Raw genomic sequence first — 18,843 nt, 5'->3', positions numbered from 1 at the left:
TTTTTTAGCTCAATGCTTAAATGAGGTGTTTGTTAAAGAGAATATACTTTTTCAAGTGACTGTTTCATTAGGCAATGTAATTACGTAAATGAGGTGTTCCTTAAAGATCATATGCTGCATTAAAAGCTATTTTTTCCTTCTTCACATGACGGGATGCATAATCGTTTGCATCCCGTTTTTGTGTATAAAATATGAGTGGCTATTTCGTGCCTGCTGATTGCATTTCTACTTTGTGGTAAAATAAACGTACATGTATACCCATACATTTATATTAGTAACGGAAGGTGAACATAATGAGCACACATGATGAAAACTGTATTTTTTGCAAAATTATTCGCGGTGAAATTCCAGGTGCAAAAGTATTTGAAAACGAACATGTATTAGCTTTTTTAGACATTAGTCAAGTAACAAAAGGTCATACGCTGGTGATTCCAAAAGTACATAAAAAAGACATTCACGAACTAACACCGGAAATTGCGCGCAATTTATTTGAAGTGGTTCCTCAAATCGCAAACGCAATTAAAGAAACATACAGCCCAATCGGCTTAAACATCTTAAATAATAATGGTGAAAAAGCTGGTCAATCCGTGTTTCATTATCATATGCACATTATTCCACGCTACGGGGAAGGCGATGGATTCGGTGCTGTATGGAAAGAGCATACAAGCGAATACACGCCTGAAAAACTTCAAGAAATTGCTGGCAATATTTCTTCTCGCCTTTCTTGAAACAAAAAAAGCTTACACATGTAAGCTTTTTTTGTTTTATCTATTAATCAGTTTATGATTTAAAACTCAATACGTCTCTCGCTCATTATGAACCATTTTCTTCCTCAACTTCTAAATTCATACGCTCTTCAATCAATTTTGTTAATGCTCTTGATCCTTTAGGTACCAAGTGGACACCATCTGATGTAAAGTATTCAGGGTGCTTAGAAGCCTCAGAGTACCAATCTACAAGCGTGACGTGATCAAACTTTTCAGAAGCAGCTTTCAAGTTCTTGTTCACGGTGCTTTCCCAGGAACGAGGAACGCGCGTATTCACTAAGTAAACGTCCGCTTGTGAAAAAGCTTTTAACAGTTGTTCAAGTTCTTCATTGGTAAAATAACCGTTCGTTCCTAACTCAATAATCACTGCGCTGTTCGGATTATTAAATGCTTCATAACTAGGAGTTAGCTGCAGTGCTTCATTGAGCTGCCTTCCTACTTTTCCGTCAATCGTAATACTAAGCGGCATCTCTTTAAGATTAGGAGCAATATCCAGCATGACCGAATCTCCAATCGCAAGAACATCTCTGTAAGAATTCGGCTGCTGTTCTTCTTTTGCATCAGATTTTTCTTCTGCGGAGTTCTTTTCCGCGTTCTTTGTTTTTTCATCCTCCGCTTTGTTCTTGTCTTTGACAGAAGTTGAAGCATTTTCTTTATGATTCGTTTGAATTTTAACCTCTGTTTGTTTTGCTTCGGTCTCATCCTTTTGCTGCGTACTAATAGCAAAGCTTGTCATATCCGCTGTAAACAACGCCAAAAAGAAAATGAGACTGCCCAAAACCGCTTGTCTCGAACGAGAGAGATTACGCCATTTAAAAAGCTCTCTCGGATGGTAATGCCGGAAATAATAGCGAAAACCGCGTGTGCGAATAGGCACCTCGATGTAACGGTACGAAAGTTCAGCAATGATAAATGTAATTCCTACTTGTAACAGCGCATGCCAATAGACCGGGCGGCCAATCTCGGCTACAGGTGTTGTAAGAACAATAACCGGATAATGCCACAAATAGATACCGTATGATCTAGTACCAAGCCAGCGAAGCGGTTTAAACGACAAAGCTTTTCCTAAAAAACTACTAGGGTGACTAATCGTTGCAACCAGCACAGCAGCGTTTAAACAAATCAGCAGCATGCCGCCTTGATAAAGAAAAGATGCATGCGTATACTCATCAACGCTCCATACGCAGAGAATAAATACAAAGAAGCTTACCATACTTACTGCGTTTAATACTTGCTTGCCCACAGCTGGAAGATTTTTTGATGATAAACGATACATCGGCCAGACAAATGCAAGTAAACAACCGATTAAAAGGGCAAACAGCCGAGTATCGGTTCCATAATAAATGCGGCTAGGATCTCCTCCTGGCTCATATAAAAAAGACATCAGAATGGCTGAGGCCATTACTCCAGCTAAAATAAATAGAGAAAGAATTCCTCTCTTTTTAATAAATTTCAAACCCAACAATAAAACAAGTGGCCATACAATATAAAACTGCTCTTCAATAGCAAGTGACCATAAGTTTTTTAATGGTGACGGTGATCCAAAACTATCAAAATATGAAACTTTATGAAAAATAAACCACCAGTTACTCATATAAAAAATAGACGATAATGCATCGCCTCGTAGCGTTGTTAACAATGGTCGATTAAATAAAATAACCCACGCTGCAGTTAATACGACCATCACATACACAGCTGGAAGAAGTCTTCTCGTACGGCTAATCCAAAAATGCTTCAAATTCTTTAAAGGATTTTCCCAAGATTGCACCAGTAAAATTGAGGTAATTAAATACCCAGATAATACAAAGAAAACGTCAACTCCTAAAAATCCTCCAGACGCCCATCCAAAGCCTAAGTGATAAGCAATCACAGCCATGACAGCAAAGGCCCGAAGTCCGTCCAAACTATATATATACCTATTTTTCTTTTCTTTTGCACTCATAAAAATGCCTCCAAGCAATATGTACAACAAATTTCTTTTCCAATAAATATTAAGAATATTACGTAATTGTTACATTTTTGTTACAAAAATCATTATATACAATATTATTACTTTCTTCAATATATCACTTACTGAAAATCAAAGAATAAGTAAAAAGAAACAAATTCACTATCTATCTTATTCATAAATTACTAATTTAGTAGTAGTCATATCGATTCTATCTGCATGCCACTAAACCCTACACGTTTCTTTCACCTTACCCGTTTTAAAAATAGAAAAACTTCACACAAATGGTGAAGTTTCTAAGGTGTCTTTAGCATATCGACGTGTGGGAGTCCTTCATCTGAATAAATATCGGAAATAGGTCTAAAACCAAACGATTCATACAATGTTTGAAGTCTGCTTTGAGCTTGAATTTTAATTGTCTTCTCGTGCAATTCATTCTCTAGAAAAGCAATTCCTCTTGCTACTAGTTCTCTTCCGAGACCTGTACCGCGCTGTGCTTGTTTTACAATAATACGTCCAAGAGAAGCTTCCTTATAGCTAATTCCTTTTGGTAAAACTCTAAGGTATGCGATAATTTTCTCATCTTCTTTTTTGAACAAATGATAAGCAAATTTGTCTTTTCCATCTACTTCTAAGTAAGCACACTTCTGTTCCACAACAAAAATAGAGGTGCGAAGCTGTAGAATTTCATAAAGCTCATCGTTTGTCAGCTCTTGAAATGATTTTATGCACCAACTCATGATCTGCTCACCTTTTCTTATTGTTCTTTTTCAATTAAATTCAGCGTACGTTCAAGCCAATTGATATAGCTTGTCTCCCGGTCTTGAGCGCGAGATAGCACCAAGTAATGACCAAATTGAGGAGAAGAAACGGTAATGTGGTGATTAACTTCTTCTAAAAGATCATCCATTCGTTTCTTTAAAAAAGTCAGCTTCATTTTCCTGCTTGATAATTGGTTATCTATTTGTTGCTTTAACTCTTCTATTGACATGGATGAAGCAAAATAAGCTTTTAACATAAATTCATCTTTAGTTGTTTCAGGAATAGGATCAATCGTAGTGAGCCACTTGCTTAGCTCGACTCTTCCTTCTTTCGTTATCGAATACATCTTTTTTTCTAATTTTTTGCCTTGAATCACCGTTTCATAGCGAATAAATCCCTCTTCTGTTAATCGCTTTAGCTCGGGATAAATCTGGCTGTGTTTAGCGCTCCAAAAATTACCAACCTCTTCTTTAAAAAGTCTGGTAATGTCATACCCGCTGAGCTCCTCCTGGTTTAAGAGCCCTAATATTGCATATTTTAATACTCTCATTCTGTTCCTCCACATTATTTCTTCCATCAGTATAGCATATAAACATTTCATTTACATGTTTGCCAAAACATGTTTACGTATACTTTTTATTTATCTTTTTTCTATTATTTTCTCTTTACAGATTAATTTAAATTTTTGAAAAGTTACCTCCACAACTAAGAGTTTTCATGATAGTATAATGATATTCTTTCTGACATCAGTCATTAGCCATTTTGTATGATGAGTGTTCGAACTAATTTGAGGAGGAATTAATGTGATTACGTTAAACAGAGCTTATAATTTTAATGCAGGTCCATCTGCGCTTCCCCTACCTGTCTTACAACTTGCTCAAGAGGAGCTAGTTAACTTCAAAAATACAGGTATGTCTGTGATGGAATTATCACATCGCAGCAAAGAGTTTGAAGATGTATTAACACATGCTAAAGAAACACTAACGGAATTGCTTAATATTCCAGATACACATGAAATTTTATTCCTGCAGGGCGGAGCAAGCCTGCAATTCTCTATGATTCCAATGAACTTTTTAGCTCCTGATCAAGTCGGGGCATATGTGCTAACGGGATCATGGTCGGAAAAAGCGTTAAAAGAAGCAAAGAAACTTGGAAAAACAGCAGTTGTTGCTTCTACTAAAGAAGAGAACTACCGCTCTATTCCAGCTTTAGATGATATAAAGCTTCCAAAAGAAGAGATTGGATACTTGCATATCACGTCCAATAATACCATTTTTGGTACACAATGGGCTGACTACCCTTCTATTGAAGGAGTAGACTTAATTGCTGACATGTCAAGCGACATTCTTTGCCGTCAAATTGATGTATCTAAGTTCTCACTCATTTATGCTGGTGCTCAGAAAAACCTCGGACCATCTGGTGTAACAGTTGTCATTTTGAAGAAAGAATTGCTTAAACGTATCCCTGAAGGTTTACCAACAATGCTGAACTATGAGACTCACGTAAAGAGCAATTCTCTTTACAACACTCCTCCAACGTTTGGTATTTATATGCTTTCACTTGTTTTAGATTGGATTAAAGAACAAGGGGGCGTTAAAGCCATTGAAGCTCAAAATCATAAAAAAGCTAAGTTACTCTACGCAAGCATGGAACGTTCAAACGGTTTCTATACTCCTCACGCTACAGAGGAAAGCCGTTCAATTATGAATGTCACATTTACTTTACCAAACGATGAGCTAACGGCTGAGTTTTTACAGCAAGCAAAAGAAAAAGGCTTTGTAGGATTAGCTGGACACCGTTCAATCGGCGGATGCCGCGCTTCTATTTACAATGCTGTGCCGCTTGAAGCGTGTGAAGCTCTTGCCGTCTTTATGGATGAATTTGCGCAGGCAAACGCGTAATTGGCAGAATTAGCTGATTCTTTTTTCACATAAATATGTTATAATCAGTATGTAAATATATGCAATGGGCATAGACGCACTATTGGTATATTTCGAGCTTAGCTTAGAAGAGGAGAGATGAGAAATGAATACAAAAGTTTTAGTTTCTTTAGCGTTATTAGTCGGAATTGGAGCGGTTCTCCACACGGTGGTACCTCCTATTTTATTTGGAATGAAGCCAGATATGATGTTAACAATGATGTTTTTAGCAATCCTGTTGTTTCCTAGCGTAAAAAATGTAGTACTAGTAAGCTTCACAACAGCTTTTATTTCTGCTTTAACGTCTAGTTTCCCGGGAGGACATATTGCAAACATAATTGATAAACCAATTACAGCATTTGTTTTCTTTGCATTATTTATGCTTGTGAAAAAAGCAACAGGCATCAAAACACCAGTTGCCGCTGCTTTAACAGCTGTTGGCACGCTCGTATCAGGAACCGTATTCTTGTCTGCTGCCGCGCTAATCGTCGGCTTACCGGGCGGAAACAGCGTCATGGCGCTTGTTGCTGCGGTTGTATTACCTGCAACAGTAGTGAATACAATCGTTATGGTCGTTATTTATCCAATTGTTCAATCCGTTCTAAAACGCACAAGCATCAAAGCAAAATTATCGTAACGTCAAGAGCCTGATTTAGTTAAGAATCAGGCTCTTTTTTTACACCAAAAGCTAAGGCCCGCCAAAGCGTGGCGGACCTTTAGATAAAACGGTTCATTTATAGTATGTTGCTGATCTTTTAGAGACAATCTAAAGTCCGGCTCTTAACTTGTTGTTTAAAAAGAAATGATACAGGATGCTTTTCACTTAAATTTCATTTGCAGCTCATACAATAGGTATGAAGACTTACTATGTAATAAAGGTTTAAGTTCCCCATCCTAGGTTACATAATAAAGTATAAGCGCCAATAAAAAACTCGCAAAAGCCACTGTCGCACATGTAAGAGACTTTTGTTTAAGCACATGTTTAGGTGGATATGATGCCGTTCTAGTCGTAAGGCTAAACCATTTAAAAGCAGCGAGAAAAAAACTCAGGCTAATCATCAAAAGAATGAATAAAGCTATCCCATGTTGATAACCTCCTTCTTTTGTATAAATCTATGCTATTTTTTTATGATTATGTCAGAAGGAAGTGTTAGCAATTACTTTACTACATAGGAGGAAATAAATAATGAGTAGAATGAAAAAACTAGCAGCTGGAGCAGCAATTGGAAGCACCGTAGCCGCTATTACAACGCTTCTTATTACTCCATATTCAGGACGAGAACTTAAACAGCGCGTCAGTTCTCGAAAAGACCGAGTTAACGCTTCACAACAAGAGCTCTCAACAAAAATAAAAGCTGTTTCTCAACAAGTACAAATGACCGCCAGAGAAGGAAATACTATAGTGAAAAATATCGCAAGTGACCTTTCTACTACCCTTGGTCAGTTTAAAGAAGAAATTGTCCCTCATAAGGAATCCATTCAGCATCATTTGAAAGAAATCCAAAATTCTTTGTCAAACCTAGAGGAACATGTACAGACAACTAAAAATCCCAATGAAAAAATTGACAAAAAAGAAGGTTAAAGCGCCTTCTTTTTTAATTTTTTAAAATTTTGTAAATTTACATCTTTATAATTTTTTATTTTATTGGCATAATAGAAGATAAATAAAAAAAGAGACTAAGTAGGTGGGAGAAGATGAAAAAGACTAGTGATCAGGATTACAGTTTGAAAGAAGCACTTCTATTTAGCCAACGTATTGCCCAATTAAGTAAAGCCCTTTGGAAAACCGTAGAGAAGGATTGGCAGCAATGGATTAAGCCTTATGACCTTAATATTAACGAGCATCATATTTTGTGGATTTCATATCATTTAAACGGGGCTTCCATTTCCGAAATTGCCAAGTTTGGAGTTATGCATGTTTCTACTGCATTTAACTTCTCCAAAAAACTAGAAGAACGAGGTTTACTTGAGTTTTCTAAAAAAGAAAGCGACAAGCGAAATACGTACATTCAGCTGACAGATAAAGGCGAGGCCATTTTACTGGATTTAATGGAACATTACGAACCTTCTAATAATTCAGTATTCAGCGGCGCACTTCCGTTGCGCGACTTGTACGGCAAATTCCCTGAGTTTATGGAACTAATGACCGTCATCCGCAAAATTTACGGTGAAGATTTTATGGATATCTTCGAGCGATCTTTCCATCATATCGAAGAAGAATTCACTGAAGAAGATGGCAAGCTTGTCAAGAAAGATAAAGAGAACCACCAGGAGACTATTTCAAACTCTTAATGGTTAGTCCCTTATCCATTGAATAATTTCAAAAAATTCATTCATCACATCTTGATAAGAAGGTTGATAACGAAGCGATTCGACCGTCTCTCTGGGAGTTAATTTATAATTCAGCATACCAACAAATTGTGTAAGAAGCGGAACAAAGTCTGTTAGGCCTTCCGCTTTTTGCTCAATATATTCGCTTTTTGTATCTTCACACAGAATTAAAATTTCCTCTACTTCCTTCTTTGTAAGCTGATTTCTTACCACTAAATCAATAAATGGTTTAGCTTCTTGTTCAGATGTCCCAGATAACAGTTTTATGTAATATTCTAAACGTGATACTCGAGATTCTAAAGTTTCCATCCGCTTCCCCTACTCCTTCAACGTTCATATATCTCTACTCCATATTGTACATGATTCATTCATGTTCTTCCAAATAATTCTTTCTTCGTCAATCACATTTCCTGTTTGAGTAGCACCGTATAAAGATTTTCATATACTGATTATGTACTCACTGCATATATTAATATAAATCCCTCTGTCCTTTTTAACAATCCTTTTGCACAATGGCTGATTGTTACTCATTTCTTATCCATTCACTTTGCTATTTCGTTTAAAACCTATTTCTCAACTTCTTAACTACCCTTTATAAAATAAAAACCGCATTTCTGTGTAAATACCTTTTGAAATTCTTTGCTCAACTGTATATATAACTATCTATTTTACCGCTTTTTTGGTAATGTTAATATAGATATTTGTAAATTCATACAAAGCTGTACTATATAAATGACTATAAGACTTTTTGTCTTCGTCACACTGATTTTGTTAGGGGGATTTTTATGTACATATTCTTTATTGTATTTGCACTATTCATTTTATTCTACATCAATGCACTAACAAATACATTGTGTATTCAAAAAGAAATTCCAGCTGAAAAACAGCCTAAAGTTTTTCGTACGATTAATGTATTAATTACCATTTTATTAGTTTCATCTTATATTGAAGTATCATTTACATAAAAAACGGTGAGATGTCTCACCGCTTTTTTATAGGCTTAGCAAAAACAGCTAGCGCCGATGATAACTAATAAGATGAATAATACGACTAATAGAGCAAATCCACTGCCGTATCCGCATCCGTAAGAACCCATATCTATCGCCCCTTTCCTTTTATATTCATCTGTTTCCTAGTGGTAACATGCACAACCAACAATGACTAATAAGATAAACAGTACAACTAATAGTGCAAAACCGCCTCCATATCCGCATCCGCTCATTTGAGCACCCCCTTTGTTTACTAATACTGCATCTTATGCATCAGCTCAAAAAACGTCTAGGCTTTTAGCCCAAACTCCATAATTTATTTCTCTTGCTTCTCGTTTGGAGATTACTCTGTGAGTTTGTCCACCATTTTGAAAACGCTTTATAAAAAAGCCATCATAAGCGTATAATCACTCCATGCTTAGTGGAAAATAAATGTAAATTTACGTGGTTTTAACTTCATTTGCTAACATCAGGAAATGTGATATAGTAAATCTTGAGTCAAGCTACATAAGTAAAAATGATGAGTAGGAGTGTTTACGTATGAAAAAAAGCTTAGTTGCACTAACAACGGCAGCCAGCCTCGTTGCTTTATCAGCATGCAGTGGGGGAAATGATGCTTCAAATGCAAACGATTCTTCAAAAGTAATTGTAGAAACAAAAGCAGGCAATATCACTCAAGGTGATTTGTATAAGCAAATGAAAGATACAATCGGACAAGACCAATTTAATACACTCGTACGAAGCGTTACCGAAGAAAAAGTATTGAGTAAAAAATATAAAGTAACGGATAAAGAGCTTGATCAGCAGCTGAACATTCTAAGAGAACAATACGGTGATCAGGTGGATTCAGTTATTAAGCAAAAAGGCGAAAAAGAAGTCAAAGATATGCTAAAAGTTGATATTCTCCGTGAAAAAGCTGCTACGGCAGGCATTAAGGTATCGGACAAAGAACTGAAAAAAGCTTATGATGAATATAAAGCTCAAAAACCTCAAATTCGCGCAAGTCATATTTTAGTAAAAGACGAAAAAACAGCAAATGAAGTAGAAGCGAAAATCAAAAAAGGCGATGACTTTGCTAGTCTGGCAAAAGAATACTCAACGGACCAGCAGTCTGCAGCTAACGGCGGCGATTTAGGCTACTTCGGTGAAGGCCAAATGGTGAAAGAATTTGAAGAAGCAGCTTATAAGCTGAAAAAAGGTGAAGTAAGCAAGCCGATCAAAACGGAATACGGCTACCATATCATTAAACTAGTCGATAAAAAGAAAGTAGAATCGTTTGAGAAAAAGAAACCTGAACTTGAGCAGCAAATCAAACGTTCAAAAGTAGATCAAGCAGAAGCGAACAAGAAGATTCAAAAAGAGCTTGATAAAGCAAAAGTGAAACCAAAAGATAAGGATGTAAAACCAATTTTCGAAGAAGGTGCGACAGACAGTCAATCTGGCGTAGAAACTCCTCAGCAGTAATGCTAAGAGCCTGTCACTCATGTGACAGGCTCTTTTATATAATCAGATAGAATCGCTGTTGCGTCTTTCTTTTTCCACTTGCATTCTTTCGATGAAGACTTGTCCCTCTTTTTCAATAAACGAATCATCCACTTGCTTATCATGTTGTGCAGCACGAATCGCCATAAATCCACTAAAGAAAATGCCTGCTACAACTAAATAAATCCAAATTGGTAGTGTCACCATATATTGATCCCCCATCACAGTTATTTACAACCACTATATGCGAAGGAAGAAAGACTTATACCTTTTTAATCAATCGTTGGTTTATAAAATGAACGATTATCAAGTGCAAAAATACGCTCTGTAAATTCACCAGGCTTCACTTTTGTTAATGCTCGGTCCAGCATATTCATTTTAGCGTCTACATTGTCAATCAAATGAAGCATCTCAGCCTCTTTAATTAACGGCTTTTTCGGACTTCCCCACTCTTCCTTACCGTGATGCGATAATACAAGGTGCTGAAGAAGCATGACCTCTTCTCCTTCAATCGCTAATTCTTCCGCCGCTTTTCCAATTTCATTCACCATAATCGAGATATGGCCAAGCAAGTTCCCTTCGACTGTGTATATCGTCGAAACAGGACCTGAAAGTTCAAATACTTTGCCAAGGTCATGAAGAATAACTCCAGCGTACAGCAAGTCGCGGTTTAAGCTTGGATAAAGGGTTGAAAATGACTCAGCCAGCTTCAGCATAGACACCACATGGTAGGCAAGCCCAGATACAAACTCATGGTGATTTTTAGTTGCTGCCGGATATTCTAAAAATTCCGTTTGATATTTTTTAAACAAATGGCGAGTAATGCGCTGGACATTTGAATTTTTCATTTCAAATATACTCTTTGTAATATGTTCCACCATTTCTTCTTGAGATAAAGGCGCCACTTCTAAAAAGTCAGATGTGCGCACTCCGTCTTGGGGCTGTGCAGGACGAATGTTGCGTATTTTCAGCTGGTTGCGCCCGCGGTAATTCATTACTTCTCCAGCAGCTCGCACAATCTTTTGAGCAGCATAATTTTCCTCGTCATCTGGGGATGCATCCCACAGCTTGGCTTCAATATCACCTGTTTTATCCTGTAGGATTACCGTTAAAAATGGTTTTCCATTGCTTGCAATTCCTCTCGTTGAGGATTTAATTAAAAAATAAAGATCAACTTGCTCTCCTACTTCGTATTGAGCAATTCCTTTTGTCATGCCCTTTTCCTCCTTACCACTTCATTCTATGTATTTGATAGCAAAGCTCTTATCGCTTCGTCCGCTTATTTACAGCTCTTTACATTTCATTTTACCATCGCTTGGCACCGAATGCACGGGTAGACGCTTTTTCATAAGAGATGAGATTATGACACAACAAAATCAATACAATCTAAAGACAAACAGGTTGGATAAAGGAGCGAGTATGAATCGCTTGAGGCACCGCTGTTGATTTCCGTGCAAGACTTCTCTTTCCGGCAGCCGCTGAGCCTCCTCGTCGCTTCCGCTTTCTCCGCAGGAGTCTTCGTCTTGCTCTCCAATACACAGCTAGAAACAACTACATACATGCAAACTATGGTCACCATACCAATAAAAAAATCCGGACGAGTTGGATTCTCCATCAAGAATCTAGATTGTTCGTCCGGACCTCCCTTCAACTAATCTACTTTTGTCTCAGCCTCTCACTTCTTTATGTTTCTTTTTTCGTTAACTGCAGCGCCTTTTTAATATCTTTAAAAGAGGTAGATTGACCATACATAAGGACTCCTCCTTTATACACACGGGCACCAAATATAGCTAAAGCAGTAATCGTCACAACCAAAATCCCTATCGATACACTCACTTCCCACATAGGAACATTTAACATACCTACACGCAAAAACATAATCATCGGAGCAAAAAACGGGATAAAAGATGTGACCGTAATGATTGTGGTTTCAGGATCACCAAGTCCAAACATAGCAATTAAAAAAGCGACCACAATCACAAGGGTCATGGGCGTAATCATTTGCTGTACATCTTCAATACGGCTCACAAGAGAACCTAAAAAAGCCGCGAGCGTAGCAAAAAGAAAGTACCCTAATATGAAAAAGACAAATGCATACACGAATGTAGTCAGCGGAACATCATTAAATCCGAGATAAGAAAAGATGCCGTTATGATTTGTTTCCACACTGGCTTTTAACGATGTGTAGCCCACGCTCAGTATCACTGCAAGCTGTGTTAAGCTGAGCAGTGCAATTCCAATGATTTTAGCAAACATTTGTGTAATAGGTGATACGCTCGATACGAGGATCTCCATAACGCGGGATGATTTTTCAGTAGCTACTTCCATCGCAATCATGCTCCCATACATGATAACGGCAAAATAAATAACAAACAGCAGAACATACACAAGACCTCTTGCTTGATTTAGCTCTTGTTCTGTTTTGGCATTTTCAACTAACGCTTCTTTTTTAAATGAAACAGGGCTGTAAAGCTGATCAATTTGCTTTTCTTCTAAACCAATTTTCACTGTAGCCATAGCCACTTTTGTTTGCTGTACCGCCTGTTCTAAGGTAGATGAAAGATTTGATTCGGCCAAAGAGTTAGCTTTGTACACAGCTTGAGGCAGCTGCTTATCGTTTAAAGATAAAAGTAAATAGCTATCGAGCTGCCCGCTTTTTACCGCTTGCTTTGCCTTAGACTCAGACGTAAATTCTTTTAAATGAATGTCTGAATCCATAGCATTTACATTTTGTTTGAACAACGTATATACGCTTTCCACTTCATAGATGACACCCACATTTGTGCCATTATCGTCTGAATTAAAAACGTCGATAATTTTCTCCATATTTGTAAGAGCAACTAGAATAAGAGCAGTAATAATCGTCGTAATAATAAAAGATTTTGTTTTTAATTTATTAAGATATGTATGAAAAACGATGACCCAAAATTTATTCATAGGAAGCACCTACCTTTTCAATGAAAATATCATTTAATGAAGGCTCTTCCACTGCAAATTTAGATACAAATGAAAAATGTTTAAGTTCTTGAAAAATGAGTTGCGATACGGATTCATGCTGAATTTGAACAATCATGCCTTCAACCGTTTTTTTCACCTTTACAACACCTTCAAGCTCCGTAATTCTCTCAAACGGACCTTTCCCATGTATAATGACGTTTTTCTTGCCAAATGAACGCTTGATCTCCGGCAGTCTTCCATATACAACAGGCGTACCATGATGCATAATACATAAATATTCACAAAGTTCTTCCACATGTTCCATTCGATGACTTGAAAAAACAATCGTCGTCCCGCGTTTTTTCAAATCAAGTACCGCTTCTTTTAGTACCTCTACGTTTACAGGATCCAAACCGCTAAAAGGTTCATCTAAAATAAGCAGCTCGGGACGATGAATAACGGAAGCGATAAATTGAATTTTTTGCTGATTTCCTTTGGATAGCTCTTCTACTTTTTTTGAAGCATATTGAGGAATATTAAATCGAGATAACCAGCGCTCCATTTCTTGCAGCACGTTAGCTTTTTTCATCCCGCGCAGCCGTCCTAGATAAACAAGCTGATCTTTGACTTTTAATTTCGGATATAATCCCCTTTCTTCTGGAAGGTAACCAACTAGATGGCTTCTACTGTAAGTTAAAGATTTATCATTCCATTGGATGTGACCTGAGGTTGGTTCAATGAGCCCTAAAATCATTCGAAACGTCGTTGTTTTGCCAGCACCGTTTGCACCTAAAAAACCAAACACTTCACCCTTTGGAATTTGCAAGGATAGTTCATTTACAGCTGTAAATTCACCGTACCTTTTTGAAACTTCACGGATAGAAAGAGACATTTAATTCCTCCTTTGTAAATAAACCTATGTTTATTGTATGGAAAAAAATGATATCTGTAAACCTTAGCAGGATTTAGAGGAATAAGACGAGAAATATGTTGAATACGCTTACAATTATACTATAAGAGGAGAGTAGATTTTATGAGTACTTATACATTAACCGCTTTTGAAAAGACTGGAGAAAAATTAATAGATGAAAGCTTCGAAGCAGCTTCTGAAACAGAAGCAAAGACAATCGGCACCAAAAAGTTAGAAGAGCTTGCCTACTTAGAAAAAACACATCGATGCGTTAGCTCTAGCGGAAAACTTGTATTATTTCATCGTTAATACAAAACGCCGGAAAGGTTTAGCTTTCCGGCGTTTTATATTACTTTACAGCTTCTTTTAGTTCTTTACCAGCTTTAAATGCCGGTACTTTTGATGCTGGAATTTGCATTTCTTCACCCGTTTGAGGGTTACGGCCTGTACGAGCAGCACGCTCGCGTACTTCAAATGTACCGAAGCCGATTAACTGAATTTTTTCACCTTCACCTAGCGTTGATGAAATTGTTTCTAGTAATGCGTCAACTGCTTTAGATGCATCTGCTTTTGTTAACTCTGATTTTGTTGCCACTGCGTTTACTAAATCTGTTTTGTTCATTTCCAATCACCTCATTAGTTTCTACATTATCTTGTGTTACCACTGTTTTGCAACTTTTAAACATGCTCTATCAATATGATAGACAAAAATATTGGCTTTTAAACTAGTTCACTTAATTTTCGGAAATATCTTTTTCACTTTGATTAAAAACAGGCGCTCGCTTTTCCAGAAACGCACGTACACCTTCCTTATGATCCGAACTTTGGCTCATAGTAAACTGACTTCTTTTCTCAAGCGCAAGCACTTGCTTTAATTGTGAAATAGATGTCTCCACATAAATTCGCTTTGTTTCCTTCAAAGCACGTGAAGGTTTTTTTAGCCAATATGAGAGATAATCTTCTACACGCTTCGCCAAATCTCCTTCTTTTATTTCATCAATTATACCAAATTGATGAGCTTCCTCTGCTTTTAATGTCTTTCCTTCCCAAATCAGCTGTTTCGCACGATGAGAACCGATGCGCTTTTCTAGTAAAAAGTGACCGCCTCCGTCTGGAATTAGAGCAATGCCGATAAAGTTCATCGCAATTTTCGTGTGTCTTTCTGCAATAATATAATCAGAAGCAAGCGCAATGCTGAGCCCTAGCCCTGCTGCCGCACCGTGCAGTACACTTATCGTCATTTGAGGCAGGCTGTATAAAGTCAGCACGGCTTCATTAATTAAATCCATCACCTGCTCAAAACGTTCTGATTGTGAAGGTGACATCATCATATTAATATCTCCCCCTGCTGAAAACACTTTTCCGTTTCCTTTTACTACTAAGAAGTCCACTTCACTTTCTTCGACAACTTTTAAACATTGAATAAACTGCTCTAGCACTTCTTCGTTTAATGCATTTAACGCATCCGGCCTGTTAAACGAAATTGTGGCGACACGCTCTTGCAAAACTAGTTCTACTACTTTTAATTCGACGGTCATATTTACTCACCCTTTCTGATAATGATTGAGGACTTGTTCACGAAGCGTACGTTTTAAAAACTTTCCGACCGTTGTCTTTGGGATTTCATCCATAAATAAAATGTCATCTGGAAGCCACCATTTTGCGAACTGCGGCGCTAAAAATTTGAGCAGCTCTTCTGACGAAACGACACCTTTATATGCATCTTTTAACACGACACAAGCAACTGGACGCTCTTGCCACACCTTATGAGGGACTGCTATGACACAGGCTTCGAAAACAGATTCATGGGCAATCAGCGCGTTTTCTAGATCAACCGATGAAATCCATTCTCCTCCGCTTTTAATTAAATCTTTTGTTCGGTCTACAATTTTGATCGTTCCCTCTTCGTCAACCGTCACAATATCTCCCGTATACAGCCAGCCGTCTTTAAACGTATCTTCTGTTCTTTTATCCTTGTAATATTCAGAAGCTACCCATGGCCCCTTTAGTAATAGCTCACCCATTTCCACTCCATCCCAAGCAACTTCTCCATTTTGACCTATTACTTTCATTTCAACGCCAGGAACTAAGAAACCTTGCTTCGCTTTTACGCTGAGCTGATACTCAGGGTCTTCGCTGTACTGATAGCTTTTTAAGCGGGAGACGGTTACAACAGGGCTTGTTTCCGTCATTCCGTATGCATGCATAAATTCAATTTGATATTTTTCCTGAAATTCTCGAATGACGCTTTTTGGGGCCGCTGATCCGCCGCATAAAATAGCCCGCAAACTATCAACTGCGTAAGGCTTTTTTTCTAACTCTTGTAAAAAATTTAACCAAACGGTAGGTACTGCTGCAGCAAGAGTTACTTTCTCTTGTTCAATGAGAGAGGCAATCGTCTCTGAGGTACAAAAAGCGCCCGGCAGCACGAGCTTTGTCCCAAACCAGACCGCAGCAAAAGGAATTCCCCATGCATTTACATGAAACATTGGAACGATAGGCATAGCGGTATCACCTTCTGATAATCCAGCACTATCAGCAAGTCCTAGCGCCATACAGTGTAAATAAATAGCGCGATGAGAATATACAACGCCCTTTGGCTCTCCTGTAGTAGCAGAGGTATAACAAAGACCTGCTGGTTCTTCTTCGCTTAAATCTTGAACAAAGGAATGCGATGCATTCCCTTGCTGAATCCAATTTTCGTAATGATACACTGGCAACTCTGTTTCTGGCAGCTCACCTTCATCTGACATAAGGATATAGGCTTCAACATGTGGAAGCTTTTGATGAATGCTTTCAAATAAAGGTAAAAAGCATTCATCAAGTAAAATGACTTTATCGCGTGCATGGTTAATGATGTATACAATTTGCTCAGAATCTAACCGGATATTAATTGTGTGAAGCACAGCGCCTATTCCCGACACAGCAAAATAACCCTCTAGATGTCTATGATGATTCCATGCAAACGTTCCGACTCTTTCTCCTCGCTTCACTCCAATTCGTTCTAGCATACTAGAGAGCTGCCGAGTCCGTTTTATTAACTGATTATAAGTTAAACGTTGAATCCCTTTTGAAGATTTAGAAACCACTTCTTTTTTACCAAACAGCTTTTCAGCTCTTTCCATCATAGATGGTACGGTTAACTGTACATTCATCATTAAGCGGCACCTCGCATCGCCATAATAAGAAAACGCTTACAACTTTCTTATATATTCAACAGATTCCGACATTTCCCTGCTGAAAATAAAAAAGATCACTAAAAAGTGACCTTTTTATTTCCTAAACAATTCATCTAAAATCTTGAGTTTCTCTTGCGTATAGTGCTCGAATCCATCGTTGTACGATTTTGGGTCTTTTGGATTCGCAAACCTTGTAATAATGCCTGTTTCTGGATGCACGAACTTACTGGATGCCCCGCACCCAAGGCCAATAATCGTCTGCTTTTCTTCCATGATCATAATATTGTACAGGCTCTCTTGACCAGGGAATGAATATCCAACGTTCTCTAAATTACCTAAAATATTTTTTTGGCGATATAAATAATAAGGTTCATATCCTTGTTCTTGAGTCCACTCAGTCGCTAAATCCATCATTTTACCAATTTCATAGCGATCTGCTACTTTGTATTTCCGTTTATTTTGAGTCATTTCAGACGCGCGTTTAAACGATAGCGTATGAACAGTTAAAGATTCAGGAAGCAATTTTTTAGATTCGTCTAGCGTATGCTGAAATTCTTCTACACCTTCATTTGGAAGCCCAATAATTAAGTCCATGTTAATGTTATTCATCCCCATTTTTCGAGAAAGATGAAATTTATCAATCGTTTCTTCAACTGTATGATGACGTCCAATAGCTTTTAAGGTTTCTTGAATATAAGATTGCGGATTTACACTAATCCGGTCAATATTCCATTTGTTCAAAACAGCTAGCTTTTCTTCCGTAATCGTATCGGGTCTTCCTGCTTCTACCGTAATTTCACGGATATTTTGTACATCAGGGAACGATTCATACATCTCTTCATACAGCATGTCCATTTCTTCAGCCGTAATGCTCGTTGGTGTGCCTCCGCCATAATAGACGGTTGTAATCTTGACGTCATTTTCTTTTAACCATTTCCCTACTTCACGCATCTCATAATGCAAGCCGCCTAAAAATGACGTAACAGATCCTTGACGTCCGTTAATCGCATAGGCTGGGAATGTACAGTATGCACACTTCGTCGGACAAAACGGAATGCCTATATAAATGCTTACCTCGTTCTTTAACTCATGTAAATCGGGAATAGCTGCTAGTTGACGATCCACAATATGCTGCATTAAATTAATTTTGTCATCAGTGATTAAATATTCTTCCTTTAGCTCACGATGTGCTTGTTCTTTACTTTTGCCTGACTGCAGTTTCATATGAAGCAACTTCGTTGGACGTATACCGGTTAAAATACCCCATTTTTGAACAATGTTTGTATACTCCTGTAACACAGATAAGTAGACGCGAAGCACCACATTTTTTATTTGCTTAAATTTTTCTTTTTCTGTTTCATACGGCGTAAACGATTTAGAAAGCTCTTCTGTAAACACCTTGTCCGTTGCAGCATCATGCAGCACTGCTTTCGCATAAATTTCTTCATGAACTTTTAGCTCTACTTCAACCTTCAGCTGAGCTTCATTATCATCCTCAAAGGAGACGTTGCTTTCTTCAAAAAACAAATCTGAAATTCGGTGAAGCGGACGTAAAAAACGCTCATCTTCTATACCTTTTATATAAATGTTCAATATAATCACCTTTCAAATCAATTCTA

The 18,843-nt window shown here is 37.7% G+C and carries 24 protein-coding genes; 8 read left to right on the top strand and 16 right to left on the bottom strand.

Annotated elements, in window-relative coordinates; all coding sequences use genetic code 11:
• Positions 1 to 293: 293 nt before the first annotated feature.
• Positions 294 to 728, top strand: coding sequence for an HIT family protein (locus tag WKH56_RS31840; RefSeq protein WP_014461670.1), 435 nt, complete (start codon positions 294 to 296; stop codon positions 726 to 728).
• A gap of 85 nt (positions 729 to 813) precedes the next feature.
• On the opposite strand, the gene WKH56_RS31835 is transcribed toward WKH56_RS31840, so the two are convergent.
• From WKH56_RS31835 to WKH56_RS31825, 3 genes are all read right to left on the bottom strand, one after another.
• Positions 814 to 2,709: an acyltransferase family protein gene (locus WKH56_RS31835; protein ID WP_310884177.1), complete on the bottom strand. Its 1,896-nt coding sequence runs from the start codon at positions 2,707 to 2,709 to the stop codon at positions 814 to 816.
• A gap of 302 nt (positions 2,710 to 3,011) precedes the next feature.
• Entirely contained in the window at positions 3,012 to 3,455 is a 444-nt protein-coding gene (locus WKH56_RS31830; protein ID WP_274863230.1) for a GNAT family N-acetyltransferase, read from the bottom strand.
• Positions 3,456 to 3,472: 17 nt separating this feature from the next.
• Positions 3,473 to 4,027, bottom strand: a complete 555-nt coding sequence (locus WKH56_RS31825; RefSeq protein WP_275211656.1) for a PadR family transcriptional regulator — start codon at positions 4,025 to 4,027, stop codon at positions 3,473 to 3,475.
• Positions 4,028 to 4,280: 253 nt separating this feature from the next.
• On the opposite strand from WKH56_RS31825, the gene serC reads away from it, so the two are divergent.
• Both serC and WKH56_RS31815 read left to right on the top strand, forming a co-directional pair.
• Positions 4,281 to 5,378 (top strand): 3-phosphoserine/phosphohydroxythreonine transaminase, encoded by a 1,098-nt coding sequence (gene serC / locus WKH56_RS31820; RefSeq protein ID WP_033580646.1) that lies wholly within the window; start codon positions 4,281 to 4,283, stop codon positions 5,376 to 5,378.
• A 124-nt stretch (positions 5,379 to 5,502) separates the two neighbouring features.
• On the top strand, positions 5,503 to 6,033 hold the full coding sequence (locus tag WKH56_RS31815) for a tryptophan transporter (RefSeq protein ID WP_033580647.1): 531 nt from the start codon (positions 5,503 to 5,505) through the stop codon (positions 6,031 to 6,033).
• 257 nt (positions 6,034 to 6,290) lie between these two features.
• On the opposite strand, the gene yhzF is transcribed toward WKH56_RS31815, so the two are convergent.
• A complete protein-coding gene (gene yhzF / locus WKH56_RS35195) occupies positions 6,291 to 6,464 on the bottom strand; it encodes a membrane protein YhzF (protein WP_465119511.1) in 174 nt (57 codons plus the stop codon).
• 118 nt (positions 6,465 to 6,582) lie between these two features.
• Between yhzF and WKH56_RS31810 the strand changes: the two genes are divergently transcribed.
• The gene (locus WKH56_RS31810) at positions 6,583 to 6,978 is read left to right on the top strand and encodes a YtxH domain-containing protein (RefSeq protein ID WP_028412556.1); all 396 of its coding nucleotides are present in this window, start codon (positions 6,583 to 6,585) and stop codon (positions 6,976 to 6,978) included.
• Between the two features lie 113 nt (positions 6,979 to 7,091).
• Positions 7,092 to 7,688 (top strand): HTH-type transcriptional regulator Hpr, encoded by a 597-nt coding sequence (locus WKH56_RS31805; protein WP_014461677.1) that lies wholly within the window; start codon positions 7,092 to 7,094, stop codon positions 7,686 to 7,688.
• A gap of 3 nt (positions 7,689 to 7,691) precedes the next feature.
• On the opposite strand, the gene WKH56_RS31800 is transcribed toward WKH56_RS31805, so the two are convergent.
• The gene (locus WKH56_RS31800) at positions 7,692 to 8,036 is read right to left on the bottom strand and encodes a DUF1878 family protein (protein ID WP_033580648.1); all 345 of its coding nucleotides are present in this window, start codon (positions 8,034 to 8,036) and stop codon (positions 7,692 to 7,694) included.
• A gap of 476 nt (positions 8,037 to 8,512) precedes the next feature.
• Here WKH56_RS31800 and WKH56_RS31795 point away from each other — a divergent pair, with 476 nt between their 5' ends.
• Positions 8,513 to 8,692: a hypothetical protein gene (locus tag WKH56_RS31795; protein ID WP_013055312.1), complete on the top strand. Its 180-nt coding sequence runs from the start codon at positions 8,513 to 8,515 to the stop codon at positions 8,690 to 8,692.
• 35 nt (positions 8,693 to 8,727) lie between these two features.
• Here the strand turns inward: WKH56_RS31795 and WKH56_RS31790 are convergent, their stop codons facing one another.
• Positions 8,728 to 8,823 (bottom strand): YjcZ family sporulation protein, encoded by a 96-nt coding sequence (locus WKH56_RS31790; RefSeq protein ID WP_016762974.1) that lies wholly within the window; start codon positions 8,821 to 8,823, stop codon positions 8,728 to 8,730.
• A 36-nt stretch (positions 8,824 to 8,859) separates the two neighbouring features.
• Positions 8,860 to 8,949, bottom strand: a complete 90-nt coding sequence (locus WKH56_RS31785; RefSeq protein WP_074682953.1) for a YjcZ family sporulation protein — start codon at positions 8,947 to 8,949, stop codon at positions 8,860 to 8,862.
• Positions 8,950 to 9,256: 307 nt separating this feature from the next.
• Here WKH56_RS31785 and WKH56_RS31780 point away from each other — a divergent pair, with 307 nt between their 5' ends.
• Positions 9,257 to 10,180 (top strand): peptidylprolyl isomerase, encoded by a 924-nt coding sequence (locus WKH56_RS31780; protein ID WP_258358409.1) that lies wholly within the window; start codon positions 9,257 to 9,259, stop codon positions 10,178 to 10,180.
• A 42-nt stretch (positions 10,181 to 10,222) separates the two neighbouring features.
• Here WKH56_RS31780 and WKH56_RS31775 read toward each other — a convergent pair whose 3' ends face one another.
• The 5 genes from WKH56_RS31775 to WKH56_RS31755 all read right to left on the bottom strand — a co-directional run bounded on the left by WKH56_RS31775 (position 10,223) and on the right by WKH56_RS31755 (position 14,027).
• On the bottom strand, positions 10,223 to 10,405 hold the full coding sequence (locus tag WKH56_RS31775) for a sporulation YhaL family protein (RefSeq protein ID WP_013055310.1): 183 nt from the start codon (positions 10,403 to 10,405) through the stop codon (positions 10,223 to 10,225).
• A gap of 65 nt (positions 10,406 to 10,470) precedes the next feature.
• Positions 10,471 to 11,412 carry a 3'-5' exoribonuclease YhaM gene (gene yhaM, locus WKH56_RS31770; RefSeq protein WP_013055309.1) on the bottom strand — a complete coding sequence of 314 codons (942 nt, stop codon included), beginning with the start codon at positions 11,410 to 11,412 and terminating at the stop codon, positions 10,471 to 10,473.
• Positions 11,413 to 11,584: 172 nt separating this feature from the next.
• Complete coding sequence (locus WKH56_RS31765; protein ID WP_342837373.1) at positions 11,585 to 11,737, bottom strand: hypothetical protein; 153 nt, start codon at positions 11,735 to 11,737, stop codon at positions 11,585 to 11,587.
• Between the two features lie 144 nt (positions 11,738 to 11,881).
• Positions 11,882 to 13,135: an ABC transporter permease gene (locus tag WKH56_RS31760; RefSeq protein ID WP_310884176.1), complete on the bottom strand. Its 1,254-nt coding sequence runs from the start codon at positions 13,133 to 13,135 to the stop codon at positions 11,882 to 11,884.
• The gene (locus tag WKH56_RS31755) at positions 13,128 to 14,027 is read right to left on the bottom strand and encodes an ABC transporter ATP-binding protein (RefSeq protein ID WP_028412559.1); all 900 of its coding nucleotides are present in this window, start codon (positions 14,025 to 14,027) and stop codon (positions 13,128 to 13,130) included. The genes WKH56_RS31760 and WKH56_RS31755 overlap by 8 nt, the downstream gene beginning before the upstream one ends.
• Positions 14,028 to 14,168: 141 nt before the next feature.
• Between WKH56_RS31755 and WKH56_RS31750 the strand changes: the two genes are divergently transcribed.
• Positions 14,169 to 14,354 carry a YhzD family protein gene (locus tag WKH56_RS31750; RefSeq protein WP_028412560.1) on the top strand — a complete coding sequence of 62 codons (186 nt, stop codon included), beginning with the start codon at positions 14,169 to 14,171 and terminating at the stop codon, positions 14,352 to 14,354.
• A 40-nt stretch (positions 14,355 to 14,394) separates the two neighbouring features.
• Here the strand turns inward: WKH56_RS31750 and WKH56_RS31745 are convergent, their stop codons facing one another.
• The 4 genes from WKH56_RS31745 to WKH56_RS31730 all read right to left on the bottom strand — a co-directional run bounded on the left by WKH56_RS31745 (position 14,395) and on the right by WKH56_RS31730 (position 18,820).
• A complete protein-coding gene (locus WKH56_RS31745) occupies positions 14,395 to 14,667 on the bottom strand; it encodes an HU family DNA-binding protein (RefSeq protein ID WP_013055305.1) in 273 nt (90 codons plus the stop codon).
• A 112-nt stretch (positions 14,668 to 14,779) separates the two neighbouring features.
• Positions 14,780 to 15,583, bottom strand: a complete 804-nt coding sequence (locus tag WKH56_RS31740; protein ID WP_310884175.1) for an enoyl-CoA hydratase — start codon at positions 15,581 to 15,583, stop codon at positions 14,780 to 14,782.
• A 6-nt stretch (positions 15,584 to 15,589) separates the two neighbouring features.
• Complete coding sequence (locus WKH56_RS31735; RefSeq protein WP_310884174.1) at positions 15,590 to 17,203, bottom strand: long-chain fatty acid--CoA ligase; 1,614 nt, start codon at positions 17,201 to 17,203, stop codon at positions 15,590 to 15,592.
• A gap of 114 nt (positions 17,204 to 17,317) precedes the next feature.
• Positions 17,318 to 18,820, bottom strand: coding sequence for a coproporphyrinogen III oxidase (locus WKH56_RS31730; protein WP_196763254.1), 1,503 nt, complete (start codon positions 18,818 to 18,820; stop codon positions 17,318 to 17,320).
• Positions 18,821 to 18,843: the final 23 nt, after the last annotated feature.

It is taken from the genome of Priestia sp. SB1, from assembly GCF_038898415.1.
This window is presented reverse-complemented; position numbering and strand designations above follow the sequence as displayed.

What these genes read in the sequence shown, in the direction of transcription:
- WKH56_RS31800 (WP_033580648.1), bottom strand. Translation starts at nt 8,036, where the DNA reads ATGGAAACTTTAGAATCTCGAGTATCACGTTTAGAATATTACATAAAA.
- yhaM (WP_013055309.1), bottom strand. Translation starts at nt 11,412, where the DNA reads ATGACAAAAGGAATTGCTCAATACGAAGTAGGAGAGCAAGTTGATCTT.
- WKH56_RS31760 (WP_310884176.1), bottom strand. Translation starts at nt 13,135, where the DNA reads ATGAATAAATTTTGGGTCATCGTTTTTCATACATATCTTAATAAATTA.
- WKH56_RS31755 (WP_028412559.1), bottom strand. Translation starts at nt 14,027, where the DNA reads ATGTCTCTTTCTATCCGTGAAGTTTCAAAAAGGTACGGTGAATTTACA.
- WKH56_RS31750 (WP_028412560.1), top strand. Translation starts at nt 14,169, where the DNA reads ATGAGTACTTATACATTAACCGCTTTTGAAAAGACTGGAGAAAAATTA.
- WKH56_RS31815 (WP_033580647.1), top strand. Translation starts at nt 5,503, where the DNA reads ATGAATACAAAAGTTTTAGTTTCTTTAGCGTTATTAGTCGGAATTGGA.
- WKH56_RS31835 (WP_310884177.1), bottom strand. Translation starts at nt 2,709, where the DNA reads ATGAGTGCAAAAGAAAAGAAAAATAGGTATATATATAGTTTGGACGGA.
- WKH56_RS31790 (WP_016762974.1), bottom strand. Translation starts at nt 8,823, where the DNA reads ATGGGTTCTTACGGATGCGGATACGGCAGTGGATTTGCTCTATTAGTC.
- WKH56_RS31830 (WP_274863230.1), bottom strand. Translation starts at nt 3,455, where the DNA reads ATGAGTTGGTGCATAAAATCATTTCAAGAGCTGACAAACGATGAGCTT.
- WKH56_RS31840 (WP_014461670.1), top strand. Translation starts at nt 294, where the DNA reads ATGAGCACACATGATGAAAACTGTATTTTTTGCAAAATTATTCGCGGT.
- WKH56_RS31785 (WP_074682953.1), bottom strand. Translation starts at nt 8,949, where the DNA reads ATGAGCGGATGCGGATATGGAGGCGGTTTTGCACTATTAGTTGTACTG.
- WKH56_RS31735 (WP_310884174.1), bottom strand. Translation starts at nt 17,203, where the DNA reads ATGATGAATGTACAGTTAACCGTACCATCTATGATGGAAAGAGCTGAA.
- WKH56_RS31805 (WP_014461677.1), top strand. Translation starts at nt 7,092, where the DNA reads ATGAAAAAGACTAGTGATCAGGATTACAGTTTGAAAGAAGCACTTCTA.
- WKH56_RS31825 (WP_275211656.1), bottom strand. Translation starts at nt 4,027, where the DNA reads ATGAGAGTATTAAAATATGCAATATTAGGGCTCTTAAACCAGGAGGAG.
- WKH56_RS31780 (WP_258358409.1), top strand. Translation starts at nt 9,257, where the DNA reads ATGAAAAAAAGCTTAGTTGCACTAACAACGGCAGCCAGCCTCGTTGCT.
- WKH56_RS31740 (WP_310884175.1), bottom strand. Translation starts at nt 15,583, where the DNA reads ATGACCGTCGAATTAAAAGTAGTAGAACTAGTTTTGCAAGAGCGTGTC.
- WKH56_RS31745 (WP_013055305.1), bottom strand. Translation starts at nt 14,667, where the DNA reads ATGAACAAAACAGATTTAGTAAACGCAGTGGCAACAAAATCAGAGTTA.
- WKH56_RS31795 (WP_013055312.1), top strand. Translation starts at nt 8,513, where the DNA reads ATGTACATATTCTTTATTGTATTTGCACTATTCATTTTATTCTACATC.
- WKH56_RS31775 (WP_013055310.1), bottom strand. Translation starts at nt 10,405, where the DNA reads ATGGTGACACTACCAATTTGGATTTATTTAGTTGTAGCAGGCATTTTC.
- WKH56_RS31810 (WP_028412556.1), top strand. Translation starts at nt 6,583, where the DNA reads ATGAGTAGAATGAAAAAACTAGCAGCTGGAGCAGCAATTGGAAGCACC.